Annotated in this window: 12 protein-coding genes; all 12 read left to right on the top strand. The window is 52.6% G+C overall.

The genetic code is table 11. The features are described 5' to 3' along the window. The first annotated feature begins 570 nt into the window (after window positions 1–570). The 12 genes from cas10 to MTP40_RS12270 all read left to right on the top strand — a co-directional run bounded on the left by cas10 (window position 571) and on the right by MTP40_RS12270 (window position 13,664). Window positions 571–2,955: a type III-A CRISPR-associated protein Cas10/Csm1 gene (cas10, locus tag MTP40_RS12325; RefSeq protein ID WP_249259466.1), complete on the top strand. Its 2,385-nt coding sequence runs from the start codon at window positions 571–573 to the stop codon at window positions 2,953–2,955. Continuing rightward, entirely contained in the window at window positions 2,939–3,481 is a 543-nt protein-coding gene (gene csm2 / locus MTP40_RS12320) for a type III-A CRISPR-associated protein Csm2 (RefSeq protein WP_207684609.1), read from the top strand. The genes cas10 and csm2 overlap by 17 nt, the downstream gene beginning before the upstream one ends. A gap of 4 nt (window positions 3,482–3,485) precedes the next feature. Next, window positions 3,486–4,160: a type III-A CRISPR-associated RAMP protein Csm3 gene (gene csm3, locus MTP40_RS12315; RefSeq protein ID WP_207684608.1), complete on the top strand. Its 675-nt coding sequence runs from the start codon at window positions 3,486–3,488 to the stop codon at window positions 4,158–4,160. Further along, entirely contained in the window at window positions 4,141–5,106 is a 966-nt protein-coding gene (gene csm4, locus MTP40_RS12310; protein ID WP_207684607.1) for a type III-A CRISPR-associated RAMP protein Csm4, read from the top strand. Before csm3 ends, csm4 begins: the two co-directional genes overlap by 20 nt. Further along, entirely contained in the window at window positions 5,103–6,206 is a 1,104-nt protein-coding gene (gene csm5, locus MTP40_RS12305; RefSeq protein WP_207684606.1) for a type III-A CRISPR-associated RAMP protein Csm5, read from the top strand. The genes csm4 and csm5 overlap by 4 nt, the downstream gene beginning before the upstream one ends. Then, complete coding sequence (gene cas6, locus MTP40_RS12300) at window positions 6,203–6,958, top strand: CRISPR system precrRNA processing endoribonuclease RAMP protein Cas6 (RefSeq protein ID WP_207684605.1); 756 nt, start codon at window positions 6,203–6,205, stop codon at window positions 6,956–6,958. The genes csm5 and cas6 overlap by 4 nt, the downstream gene beginning before the upstream one ends. Window positions 6,959–7,180: 222 nt before the next feature. Then, window positions 7,181–10,339 carry a DUF3427 domain-containing protein gene (locus MTP40_RS12295; protein ID WP_249259465.1) on the top strand — a complete coding sequence of 1,053 codons (3,159 nt, stop codon included), beginning with the start codon at window positions 7,181–7,183 and terminating at the stop codon, window positions 10,337–10,339. A 6-nt stretch (window positions 10,340–10,345) separates the two neighbouring features. Continuing rightward, complete coding sequence (locus MTP40_RS12290) at window positions 10,346–10,714, top strand: hypothetical protein (protein ID WP_249259464.1); 369 nt, start codon at window positions 10,346–10,348, stop codon at window positions 10,712–10,714. Window positions 10,715–10,728: 14 nt separating this feature from the next. After that, window positions 10,729–11,127: a (deoxy)nucleoside triphosphate pyrophosphohydrolase gene (locus tag MTP40_RS12285; RefSeq protein WP_249259463.1), complete on the top strand. Its 399-nt coding sequence runs from the start codon at window positions 10,729–10,731 to the stop codon at window positions 11,125–11,127. A 323-nt stretch (window positions 11,128–11,450) separates the two neighbouring features. After that, window positions 11,451–12,386 carry a DUF932 domain-containing protein gene (locus MTP40_RS12280; RefSeq protein WP_207684603.1) on the top strand — a complete coding sequence of 312 codons (936 nt, stop codon included), beginning with the start codon at window positions 11,451–11,453 and terminating at the stop codon, window positions 12,384–12,386. Window positions 12,387–12,397: 11 nt separating this feature from the next. Beyond that, entirely contained in the window at window positions 12,398–12,712 is a 315-nt protein-coding gene (locus tag MTP40_RS12275; RefSeq protein WP_242700898.1) for a DUF3848 domain-containing protein, read from the top strand. A 19-nt stretch (window positions 12,713–12,731) separates the two neighbouring features. Beyond that, window positions 12,732–13,664, top strand: coding sequence for a YqaJ viral recombinase family nuclease (locus tag MTP40_RS12270; RefSeq protein ID WP_207684602.1), 933 nt, complete (start codon window positions 12,732–12,734; stop codon window positions 13,662–13,664). Window positions 13,665–13,686: the final 22 nt, after the last annotated feature.

The raw sequence follows: 13,686 nt of genomic DNA, 5'->3' as shown, positions 1-13,686 counted from the left end.
ACCATCCCCGTAAGGGAGCGAAAACCCGAGAAGCAGGGCGGCATCTGCGTCGCCGTGGGTACCATCCCCGTAAGGGGGCGAGAACCCCGCTCAACATACGCCTTACGCTCATCCTTGAGTACCATCCCCGTAAGGGGGCGAAGACGGGCAAGCAAGGCCTCCCAAATCAACCGCTTGGGTACCATCCCCGTAGGGGGCGAAAACTGGACTATTGTTGCAGTCTGGATAGAGATTTTAGTACCATCCCCGTAAGGGGACGATAACGCGAATCTTGCGATTGCGCTTGCTAGCTTTGCGATTGATTGTAACTTATCCCCGTAAGGGGACAAAAAACTCCGCACCAAAAGATGCGGAGTTTTTCTTTTGCAAATCTTAACTCTTTGTCTTCCATGGGCTGTCCCTCTATGAACGGAACGATTGCAGCTGCTGTGATATTTTCTCTGCTGCGGCTTTTGCATAGCTACAAAATGTGTTATAATAAAGCCAATTCCAAGCATCTCTTACAAAATCAGCAAATACGTTTTCCGTTTATTGTGCAATTGTTCCACAATCCGTAAAGGAGATGGTATTTTGAACGTTCTCACCCTGCAGTCCACCTATGGCGGACTGCTGCACGACACCGGCAAAGCGGTGTACCGTGCCGGTGGGCAGCGCGGCAGCCACAGTGAACAGGGCTACCAGTTTTTGCACGGCGTTTTGTTCGGTGCAGGCTGGGCACCGGCGCTGGACTGTGTGCGCTACCACCACGCCGCCGCGCTGCGCGGTGCTGCAAAGGCTCTGCCAGCCGATTCCCCGGCCTATATCGTTTATCTGGCAGATGATCTTTCTGCCGCCGCAGACCGCCGGGAGGTCGAAGGCGAAAGCAGTTCCTTCCGGCGGGATCTTCCGCTGGACTCGGTGTTCACCCACCTGAACGGTTCTCACCCCGGCTGGATGATGCCTGCGCAGCCACAGGACGGCAGCCTGAAGCTGCCACGGCAGCAGCAGCCGCTTTCCGCTTCCGTCTATGCAGATGCCGTACGCAAGCTGAGCGAGTGTCTGCCGGATCTGCAGCCGCAGCCGGAGTGGATCAACTCGCTGCTGGGGCTGCTGGAAACGCAGTTCAGTTGTTTTCCGTCCAGCACCTTTACCGGCGAAAGCCCGGATGTTTCCCTGTTCGACCACGCCAAGACCACCGCAGCCATTGCGGCATGCATCAGCGAATATGTGCAGGCAACCAACATCACCGACCTGCGCAAGGCACTTTTTGAGCAGGAGAAGGATTTTTGCCAGAAGGGCGCGTTTCTGCTCTATACCGCCGATTTTTCCCGCATTCAGAAGTTCCTTTATACTGTCCATACCGAAAACGCCCTGCGCTCCCTGCGCAGCCGGTCGTTCTTTCTGGAGCTGCTCATGGAGCACTATCTGGACGAGCTTCTGGCCGGGTGCGGCGTGTCCCGCGCCAACTTGATTTACAGCGGCGGCGGGCACTGCTATGTGCTGCTGCCCAATACTGCCGCCGTGGCCGATACCCTGACCCGGTGGAACCGGCAGTTCAACCGCTGGCTGCAGCAGCAGTTCGGCACCCAGCTGTTTCTGGCCAACGCATGGACACCGTGCTCCGGCAACGACCTGACCAATACCCCGGCTGAAAAAAGCCCCTACAAAGAGCTGTTCCGCCGGGTGAACCGTCTGCTGGAGCAGCACAAGTTCCACCGCTATACCGCAGAGGATCTGCGGCAGCTGAACAGTACCGCCGCTTACCCGGATGGCCGGGAATGCAAGGTGTGCGGCACCAGTGCCAACCTGAAGGATGATCTCTGCCCTTGGTGCAAACTGTTCGTAGATCTTTCCATTAAGATCCAGAACAAGCGCGTTCTGGTAGTAAGCCGTCAGCCCTCGGCTGCCGATGACTGCACGCTGCCTGCACTGGATGGCGGCAGCGAATATCTGTCCCTGACGGATCAGCTCTCTGCCCGCAAACGGCTGGCTTCCGGCGAGCCGGTCGCGCGTGTATATACCAAAAATGTACCGTCCACCGGCCTTACTTACAGCACCAACCTGTATGTTGGCGATTACACCGCCAGCAATAGCATGGAAGAACTGGCAGAGCAGTCCGAGGGCGTGCGCCGCATTTCGGTCTGCCGTATGGATGTGGATAACCTCGGCCATGCCTTCATCTCCGGTTTTGAACAGGAGAACGAGAAAGACCCGGTCAAACGGATGCACTATGTTACCTTGTCCCGCACCTCGGCGTTCTCCCGGCAGATGTCGCTGTTTTTCAAGTGCTACATCAACGGCATTCTAGAGGGCTTGCATGTAAGCATCGTCTACGCCGGTGGCGATGATGTGTTCCTTGTGGGCGCATGGAACGATGTTCTGGAAGCAGCACAGCGCATCCAGAGTAATTTCACTGCATTTTCCTGCGGGGCACTGACACTCAGCGCAGGCATCGGCATCTTTGATGACCATTACCCCATCCGGCTTTCCGCCGAGGAAACCGCCGCGCTGGAAGAAGCCGCCAAGCATCTGCCCGGCAAAAATGCAGTGGCACTGTTCACGCCGGAGCGCAAAGCGGTCCGGGATGCAAAGGGCAATCTGCTGGTGCAGCCGGAGCAGGGACATATCTATGCGTGGGATACGTTCCGCACAAAGGTCCTGACCGAAAAGGTCGGCTGCCTGCAAAGCTTCTTCGGCAGGGATAACGCTGAGCACGGAAACGCCCTGCTCTACAACCTGCTGGCACTGCTGCGGGAAGCAGAAAACGACCGCATCAACCTTGCACGGTACGCTTACCTGCTGGCGCGGCTCTCCCCCAAAAAGAGCGCGCCGGACTATCCGCTCTACAAGCAATTTTCTCACAGCATGATGGACTGGGCTTTAGACGCCGTGCAGCGTCACCAGCTCATCACCGCAATTTATATTTATGTCTATCAGAACAGAAAGGGTGGCGACACAGATGGCAGGATGGAATGATAATGGCCGCAGCTATGGCGGCGGTAGCTATAACAACAGCCGAAGCGGATATAGCAACAGCTACAACGGAAACCGCAGCGGTTCCAGCAGCTATAACAGCCGTAGCAGCTATGGACCGCAGAAAGAGCTGCCGCCGGAGATCACGCCGAAAAAGGTGCCGGAAGATTATGTAGACGAAGCCGAGCGTATTATGCGCAGCCTGATGAGCCAGCCCAAAAAAGTGACCACTAGCAAGATCCGCAACCTGCTGAGCCTTGTGACAGATATCTATAACGAGGAAAACATCCGCACCGAGGAGAAACTGCGACCCGAAAGTGTGGTCAAGCTCAACCTGATGCGTGTGCGGGTGGCTTACGAGTGTGGACGTGACAATCGTGATGATACTGTAAAGACCTTTGTAAGGCAGACAAACCTGCTGGAATACCTCAAAGGCATTTCCGATGACCGTGCGGATCTGATCCGTTTTGCTCATTACATGGAAGCGCTGGTGGCTTTTCACTGCTACTTTAGCAGCAAGGAGGGGTAATTATATGTATGGAAAAATTCTGATCCGGTGCGATCTGGAAGTGCGCACTGGTATGCACATCGGCGGTTCCTCTGCCTTTTCTGCCATTGGTGCTGTGGACAGCCCGGTGGTGCGTGACCCCTATACCGGTTATCCCATCGTACCCGGCAGCAGTCTGAAAGGCAAGCTGCGTACCCTGCTGGCTCGCAGCACATATCAGGATATCGAAGCAATGGCAAAAGCCGGAAGTTGCGACAAAGACCCCGAGCAAATCCTCCGCCTGTTCGGTTCCTCGGAACCGGTGCGTCGTTCCCGCCTGCAGTTTGCGGATGCCTTTTTGTCCAATGCCAAAGAGCTTTCCAATGTGGGTGTGACCGAGGTCAAGACCGAGAACGCAATTTCCCGTGCAAACTCCGTGGCCAATCCCCGCCAGATTGAGCGTGTGATCGCCGGCGCAAAGTTCGGTGTCAGCATCGTTTACGATGTGACCGACCCGGCACAGGTCGAGGAGGATCTTTCTCTTCTGGCCAAAGGCATGAAGCTGCTGCAGATGGATTATCTGGGCGGCCATGGTTCCCGCGGCAGCGGCCGTGTCAGCCTGAAAAACTTTGCGCTGGAAGGCTATGGCGCGCAGGTGGATCTCAGCCGCCTGAAATCCCTCTTTGATGAGGTGGATAGTTATGAACTATTTTCTGCTTAAGCTGCAGTTTGACACAGCTGTTCATTTCGGAGGAGCCGACTCCGCATTGTCACTTTATACCTCCGAAGAAACCCTGCGGGCAGATACCCTGTTTTCTGCCTTCTGCCATGAGACCCTCGTCCAGCATGGAGAAGAAGCCCTAGAACAGCTTTGTGCGCAGGTCCGGCAGGGAAAATTCCTGCTCAGCGATACAATGCCCTGGTATGGCGAAACGTTTTACCTGCCAAAGCCCATTGCCGCATCGGAATCCACTGAGGAAGTGGAAACCACCCTGCGTAAAAAGGTAAAAAAGCTAGCATGGGTCCCTGTGTTGGAATTTGACCGCTACGCCAGAAGCCTGCATGAAGGTCATTTCACCCCTGACGAGCAACCGGAAAGCTTTGGCACCCACTATGAGCAGACCAAGGCAGCCGTTCCCATGCAGGGGGATACCACGCCGTATCAGGTTGGACTGTTCCGTTTTGCGCCGGACTGCGGACTGTATTTCATCTGCGGATTTACCGAAGATGGTCAGGATGAAGATCTGGAGTATTTGCTGGATTGGCTGGGCGCTACCGGCATCGGCGGCAAAGTCAGCTCTGGTTATGGAAAGTTCCATATTGTAGACAAGATTTATCTGAACGAACCTTTTGACGATCAGACGGAGTGGATGTATCACGCTCTTTCTGCCGAGCATGCTCCTTATCTGCTGCTGAGCACCAGCCTGCCGCAGACAGATGAACTGGATAATGCATTAGAGGGTGCCTCCTTCCAGCTGGTGCGCCGCAGCGGCTTTATGGCCTCCGATCGTGTGGAAACTCCACTGAAGAAAAAAACGCAGTATGCCCTTTCGGCAGGATCTGTCCTGCAAAATCGTTATCAGGGTGCTTTGTATGATGTTGGTTTGTCGGATGTGCATCCGGTATACCGCTATTCCAAACCGATCTTTATGGGGGTGACATTATGATTCAGCAGGATCATCTGCAGATCTTTGACCTTACTCTGAATGTATGGGCACCTCTGTTTGTTGGCAATGGCAGCAGTTATACCAAAAAAGAGTACATGTACAACACCCGCAATGGCAAAGTCTCCTTTCTGGACGAGCAAAAATTTTTCAGCTTTCTGGTCGAGCACGATCTGGTGGACAAGTACGGGCAGTTTATGCTTAGCGAGCAGTCCAATCTCTGGGCATTTCTGAGCAAAGACTGCGGCATTTCCGATGCAGAACTGAAAACACTGACGCGCTATCAGATCGAGGTGGGAGATGCTCTGGATGCTGAGCACTCGCTGAAAGAGATCCATGCCTTCCAGCGTGATGCACAGGGCCACGCCTACATTCCCGGCAGCAGCATCAAGGGTGCGCTGCGTACCGCATGGCTGCTGAGTGCGGTATTGGCTGACCGCAGTACCGGACACAGCCTTGCGCCAAACCGCCGGGCCACCTTTCCGGAAGAGAAATATGTCAACCAGCTGCATCTGCACACTCTGAAAGATGGAAACATCGCTTCGGACGCCGTTAACAGCATTTTCCGTGGCATTCAAGTTTCCGACAGCCTCCCCATCCCGGATACGCAGATGGTCCTTGTCGGAAAATTTGATGCACTTGTGAACGGTTCCTTTGCGAAGGGCAGTAATCGCGGCATCCCCATGTGTCGGGAATGCGCAGCGTCTGGTACTAAGGTACGCTTCAAGCTGACGCTGGATCAGTCGGTGCTGAAGGGGCGCATTACCAAGGAGTCCCTTCTGGAGGCCATTCAGCAGTTTGATACTTATTATGCGCAGACGTATAGCAGGCACTTCACTCCGCCAAGCGGTGCAGTCAACCTGCCGCGGCAGCCACACCTGATCCTTGGCGGCGGCTCCGGCTTTTTTGCCAAGTCGCTGGCGTACCCCTATCTGGGTGAAGAAGAGGGGCTGCGCTGGACGGCAGAACAAATGAAACAAATGTTCCGCAACCACAAGCATGAGCGTGATGCCGAAAATGGCATTTCCCCGCACACCATGAAATATGCTCGCTTTCGTGGCCGGCTTTATCCCTATGGATATTGCGGGGTGAGTATCTTATGATCCAGCAGATTCAACTGGTTTTATCTCCGCCCAATGATGTGCGGATTCCCCAGTCGTGGTCCTATCGTCTGTATGGCTGGCTGATGTCACAGATTTCTTCTGAATTTGGAGAGCAGATGCATCTGCAAGGGGAACATCCCATTGCGCATTTTCTATGTTTTTCACCGGAAAAGCAGTCTTTGATCTGGACGGTCAATCTGCTGAATGACGCTGCTCGACAGGTAGTTTTCCCCGTTTTGGAATCTGCAAAGGAAATCCCTCTGCATGAATTAACACTCCCCGTTTCAGAGGTTCGCATCTTTCCGGCAGTCTCCGCTGAAGAACTGATCCGTTCTGGACGTTCCCACAGCGAAACCCGTGCCAAAATTGCTTTTCTGTCGCCTTGCGCCTTCAAGCAGTCCGGCCGCTATACTATTTTCCCGCAGGAAACTCTGCTTTTGCAAAGTCTGATTGCGCATTGGAACACTGCCTTTCCAGAATATGCCCTTATCGATCCTGATGCACTGCAAGCTTTACAGCAGGGGCTTCATATTGTGGATTATAATCTCCATACCACACGTTATCTGTTGAAAGAAACGCGCATTCCAGCCTTTCAAGGCAATGTGACCATCGAGGCACGCCTTGCACCGCCGCTTCTGGAACTTTGGAACGCGTTGCTCTCTTTTGCATCCCATGGCGGAGTTGGCATCAAAACCACTCTTGGAATGGGAGGCACTGCTGTGGATTTTTATAAAAAAACACCCGTTATATAAGCCTCATTGCTATCGAGAGACTGTTGCACTGCATCAGTCTCTTTTTATTGTAGCATCATACAAATTATCACGAGCTCTATTATTTTTAATAAAAGCAATGCAGATACCGTATATTTTCTGAGATTAAGAACTTCTTTTTCAATCAGATGCGGTTTATCCTCGATCATTGAATATTCTTCTAACGGGCGCTATAATAAAAGAAAACGGTAAGGAAGTGCACCTATGCTCTACCCCGGTCTGTACGAACAGGTCATCAATAACGCACTGAACCGCGAGCTTGCAGAGATCCCGGAAGCCCGCAAGTCTACTGCGCCCATCGACACGGCGGAGGCTGCCAAGGTGCTGGCGCAGTATCTGACCGACGTGGTGCAGAAGGGTCTTGAGAACGTGCAGGACAACGGCGGCGGCATCGAGGCGCAGATCCAGCTGGCAAACCAGATCGTGACCACCATCCAGAACACCACACAGGAAGCTGACTTTGCCGCGCTCGGTGTTGACCAGCGGGCAGAGCAGCTTCTTGCGCTTTTGCAGCAGAATGACCCGCGCCTTGCTACAGGAAAAAGCGCAAAGGACCTTGACCGCCCGGAGACCTCCATTGCGCAAAGTTCCTTGTTTACCGGCGCTATCCATGAGCCGCAGATGTACACGGAGCTGAAAAAGGAGATCGTTTCCGCCGACCGCATTGATATGCTGGTCTCCTTTATCAAGTGGAGCGGCTTGCGCCTCATCATGGGCGAGCTACGGCAGTTTGTGCAAAGCGGCGGTGAGTTGCGCATCATCACCACCTCTTATATGGGCGCTACGGACGTAAAAGCCATCGAGGAGCTGCGCGCGCTGCCCAATACAAAGATCAAGGTCAGTTATGACACCAAGCGTACCCGCCTGCACGCAAAAACCTATGTGTTTTACCGGGACACCGGCTTTACCACAGCGTATGTTGGCTCCTCCAACCTGTCTAATGCGGCAATTTCCAGCGGTCTGGAATGGAACGTCAAGGTGACCCGAAAGGACCTGCCGGAGACCATCGAAAAGATCGCAGCCACCTTTGAAAGCTACTGGAACTCCAGCGAGTTTGAATATTACGATGAAGGGCAGCGGGAAAGGCTGACCCGCGCCCTGAAAGCCGAAAAATACAGCGAGGCCGACCACAGCGGGATCTATACCCTGGATATTTTGCCCTATTCCTACCAGCAGGAAATTCTGGACCGACTGGATGCCGAGCGCACCGTTCGGGGTTACAACCGCAACTTGGTAGTCGCCGCCACCGGCACCGGCAAAACTGTGATCTCCGCACTGGATTACAAGCGCTTCTGCAAACAGCATCCGGGGCAGCCCTGCCGTCTGCTGTTTGTGGCACACCGAGAGGAGATTCTGAAGCAGAGCCTGTACACCTTCCGGGCGGTGCTGAAGGATGCCAATTTCGGAGAACTGTATGTGGGCAGCCACAAAGCCGACAGCATTGATCATCTGTTTGTTTCCATCCAGACCTTCAATTCTCAGGAGCTTGCCGCTAAAACGGCAGCGGATTTCTACGATTACATCGTTGTAGACGAATTCCACCATGCAGCTGCGCCCACCTACCAGAAGCTGCTGGAGTATTACCAGCCGAAGATCCTGCTGGGGCTGACTGCTACCCCGGAACGTATGGACGGCAAAAGCGTTCTGGACTATTTCGGCGGGCGCATTGCCGCCGAGATCCGTCTGCCGGAGGCCATTGACCGGAAACTACTTTGTCCCTTCCAATATTTCGGCGTCACTGACACCGCAGATCTGAGCAGTCTGAAATGGCGTACCGGCGGCTACGACAAAAACGAGCTATCCAACCTGTACACCCTCAGCGGCATGGTGGCGGAGCGCCGCGCTGACCTTGTGGTGAACTCCATCCTGAAATATGTCACCGATATCGACGAGGTGAAGGGTCTGGGCTTCTGCGTTTCCATCGCTCATGCCCAATTCATGGCGCGCTACTTTAATACCCACGGCATCCCGTCTATGGCACTGACCGGCGACTCTCCTGACGAGGAGCGCAACGCCGCCAAGCAGCGGCTGGTTTCCGGGGAACTCCGTTTTCTCTTTGTGGTGGACATTTACAACGAGGGCGTGGATATCCCCGAGGTAAACACGGTGCTGTTCCTGCGTCCTACCGAGTCGCTGACCGTGTTTTTGCAGCAGCTGGGGCGAGGCTTACGTCTGGCAGAAAACAAGGATTGCCTGACTGTTTTGAATTTCATCGGGCAGGCCAACAAAAAGTATAATTTTGAGGAGAAATTCGCAGCACTGCTCTCCAACACCACCCGAAGCGTCAGTCGGGAGCTCAAGGAGGGCTTTGTCTCCGCGCCTAAGGGCTGCTACATTCAGCTGGAGAAAATTGCTGCAAAATATGTGCTGGATAATATCAGCGCCTCCTATGACCGCACCTCCGGGCTTGTGGCGCGGGCGGCTGCCTTCACCGAGGATACCGGCCTGCCCCTGACACTGGGGAACTTCCTCGACTACTATCATCTTGACCCCCGTGCAATTTACAGCAAAAAGGTCTGCTTCAGCAGGCTGTGCGTCCGCGCAGGGGCGGCATCCGATTTTACAGAACCTTTGGAAGAAACTATGACCAAAGCCTTTGCACGCTTTGCGGTCATCGATTCCCGCAGGTGGATTCGTTTTTTGCTGGGGCTTCTGCCAAAATTGGACAACACCGACTTTGCGGCTCTATCACCAGTAGAGAAGAGGATGATGCAAATGTTCTGTGTAACTCTCTGGGGTAAGGCTGCAGAAAGCTGGGAGGATGAAGAAGTTCTCGATAACCTGTATGCCCTCTCGGATAGTCCCGTTTTGCTGGGGGAACTGCAGGCACTTTTGCAGTATCAATATGACCGCATTGATTTTATCGACGAACCTGTGGATGTAGGCTTTGATTGTCCGCTGGACCTGCACTGCACCTATACCCGCGACCAGCTGCTGGTAGCACTGGACTTTTTGAAGCCCGCCACTGTCCGCGAGGGCGTGAAGTGGCTGCCGGAAAAGCAGCTGGACGTATTCTTTGTGACCCTGAACAAAGCGGACAAGGATTACTCTCCCACCACCATGTACAAGGATTATTCCATTAATGAAAGCCTGTTCCACTGGCAGAGCCAGAGCACCACCGCCGAAAACTCTGCCACCGGGCAGCGCTACATCCATCACCGGGAAAAAGGAAGCCGTGTGCTGTTGTTCGTGCGTGAGTTCAAGGCAGATGCCCGTTTTGGCGGTGCAGGAGCGTATACCTATCTGGGCACGGTGAACTATGTGAAGCATGAGGGCTCCCGTCCCATGAATATCACATGGAAGCTGGACCGCCCGATTCCTGCAAAGTTCCTCAAAAAGACCAACAAATTGATCGTGGGGTAACATACTATGGACGATATGCTGGCTCGCACCATAATTGAAACTCTTGCAAAAGGTATTAATCCTTTAACCGGTTGGATTCTGTCTGAAAATGATAGTTGTGCTCAGGAAGAAATTCAAGAAGCATTAAAAATCGTATTGGAACATTGCTCCATTGAATCTACCGCTGAATATCTGAAGTCTCTTCCTCGAAACAAAAAGGCAGAGCGTTATTCTCGCGCTGGAACAGCATGGTCGCAAAAAGAAGAACGTGAATTACTGCGGCTCCACCAGCAGGGGAACAGCATCAAACGAATTTCTTTGATTCTAAAACGTTCTACAGGAGCAATCGAATCCAAATTGAGAAAACTGGGTTATCCACTCTATTATGAAAAATAATTCAGGAGATTTTCATGAAAATGATTCGCGTTGTTGCAGCCGTGATCTGCGACGATATTCAGACGAAACATAGAATTTATGCCACCGCCCGCGGCTACGGTGAGTATAAGGGCGGATGGGAATTTCCGGGCAGCAAAATCGAGCCGGGTGAAACCCCGCAGCAGGCGCTGAAACGAGAAATCAGGGAAGAGCTGGATGCCGAGATCGCGGTAGGCGATTTGATTGGTACCATTGAATACGATTATCCGACCTTTCATCTTTCCATGGACTGTTTCTGGTGTGAGGTGGTCTCCGGCAAACTGGTGCTGAAAGAAGCCGAGGCTGCACGCTGGCTGACTAAAGAGGAGCTTGATTCTGTTCCGTGGCTTCCGGCGGACCAACTTCTTTTAGCGCAAATTCGTCCTGCATTATAATTTTTTATGATAAATTCCTCTCTTTAGCTTTCTCAAATTTCCATTTTTCACCCAGATATAATAATCATGATCCAAAGCCTCTGAGTCGAAAGACTCAGGGGCTTTTTATGTCTGGAGGTGAGCACTTTGTTATTCCGCACCATCACTATCATTATTACCATCGTATTTTAAAGCGCAGCTGCGCAGAAAGGAGAAAGCATTATGAACTTTTGGTCCGAAATCGTCAAAGAGGTTGGCACCGTCCTGGTGGAAGTCCTCGTCCGCATCGCTGAAGAAATGGAAAACAACAATTGATCACAGTACACTGAAAAGGAGATTTTACTATGCCCGCAAATGTTGAAACGATGTTCTCTGTCCGTGAGACCCCTTGGCACGGCCTTGGCCGTATCATCATGGATGCCCCTGCAAGCCGTGAAGCCTTGGAACTGGCCGGTCTGGATTGGCAGGTGGAAAGCCGTAATATCTATTCCGGCACGGGTGCTATGATCCCCGGCTATCGCGCAAATGTCCGCAGCACTGATGATGCTGTTCTGGGCGTGGTATCTGACCGCTACCGCATTGTGCAGAACGAAGAAGCATTTCAGTTCACCGATGACCTGCTGGGTGAAGGTGTTACTTACGAAACTGCCGGTTCTTTGCAGGGCGGCAAGAAGGTCTGGATGCTGGCAAGGCTTCCGAGGAAATATCTTATCGCTGGAGATCAGGTAGTACCATATCTTGTGATCTTCAACAGTCATGACGGCAGTTCTGGTGTGAAAGTGGCCACGACTCCAATCCGTGTGGTCTGCCAGAATACTCTGAACCTTGCGCTGAATACAGCAAAGCGCAGCTGGACTGCACGCCACACCGAAAATGTTCTGCTCCGCGTGCAGGATGCCCGTGAAACCCTGCAGCTGGCCAGCAACTATATGGTTGAACTCGGCAACCGTGGCGAAGAGCTGGCTCGCATCGATTTATCCGATCACAAGGTGCAGGAGTTCATCAATGAGTTTTTCCCGATTTCTGAGGACCTGTCCGATTGCCAGCGGAAGAATAACCTGCGCTTGCAGGAAGATCTGAAGGCTCGCTATTATAACGCACCGGATCTGGAATGGGTCGGCAAAAACGGTTGGCGCTTTATCAACGCAGTCTCTGATTTTGCTACCCACGCAGATCCTCTCCGCAAGACCAAAAACTACAACGAGAACCTGTTCCTGCGCACCGCAGAGGGCAACCCCATGATCGACAAGGCTTACAAGATGGTGCTGGCCGCAGCATAAAGGAGCAAGCCATGAATGATGTAAATAACCGCATTTTCAGGGAATTCACGGAATTTTTTGACAACGTTGAGAAGAGTGCTTCTGAAATCAGCGTTACCATGGCTTATGAGATCACGATGAAAAGTACCATCAGCACCGCCATTATTGTTTTGGAATCCGAGGGCAGACTGGAGGAGCGCTACTGGAACCATCTCAGGGTGCAAAATAATATTCTGGATTTTCTTTATGACCTGTGGGTTGGCTCTTGCCATTCATTGGCCAGCGACTTTTCCACCATCATGAAAGACTTGGTGGAATATGACTTCATTCTTGCGAATCTATTATGAAAGAAAGGATGCAAAGCGCATGAAAAGATTGATTTCAACTTTGAACCTGTCCAAAGAGGATTGGCTCCGCTACCGCAAATGCGGCATTACCGGCACGGATGCCGGGGCTATCCTTGGCCTGAATCCCTACCGCTCGGCATTTCAGGTGTACCACGATAAAATCAGCGATACCATTGAAAATATCGACAACGAAGCCATGCGGCAGGGCCGTGATTTGGAGGATTATGTAGTACAACGCTTCACCGAGGCCACCGGTCTGAAGGTACGCCGAGCAAATGCCATTTACCAGAGTGAGGAACATCCGCTGCTTCTGGCAGATTTTGACCGCCTGATCGTTGGGCAGAAAGCCGGGTTGGAGTGCAAAACGGTCTCGCCGTTTTCTGCGGACAAATGGGCTGATGGAAAAATCCCTGCACATTACATGGCTCAGGTCAATCACTATCTGGCTGTCAGCGGTTTTGACTGCTGGTACATTGCTGCTCTGATTTTCGGGAAGGAGCTGGTGATTCACAAGATCACAACCGACAAAGAAGTTCTGAACAACCTCATTGCCAGAGAAGAGCACTTCTGGAAATACAACGTGATGCCCGAAATTCCGCCTGTACCTACCGGAAGCGAAGGGGATACGCAGCAGATCAATCAGCTGTACTCTGCAGATGATCGAAACAAAACTGCCGATCTGAATCCCATCCGCAATCTATTGGACAAGCGGCAGGAGCTTTCTGATCAAATCGAGCAGATGGGACAGGAGAAAACAGCTATTGAGCAGCAGATCAAGCTGCAAATGCAGGATGCCGCCTATGGCACAGCACCGGGCTATAAGGTGTCGTGGATATCCTCCGAAAGTAAACGGGTAGACTCCCAGCGTTTGAAGAAAGAACAGCCCGATATTTTCAATCGGTACAGCAAGAATGTAAGCAGCCGCAGGTTTACCATTATCCATGCAGCATAATTTTTGTACGCCTATAGACACA

Source organism: Faecalibacterium sp. IP-3-29 (assembly GCF_023347335.1).
GTDB classification, from domain to species: domain Bacteria; phylum Bacillota; class Clostridia; order Oscillospirales; family Ruminococcaceae; genus Faecalibacterium; species Faecalibacterium duncaniae.
The sequence above is the reverse complement of the archived record's forward strand: the minus strand, read 5'-3'. Positions and strand labels throughout refer to the sequence as shown.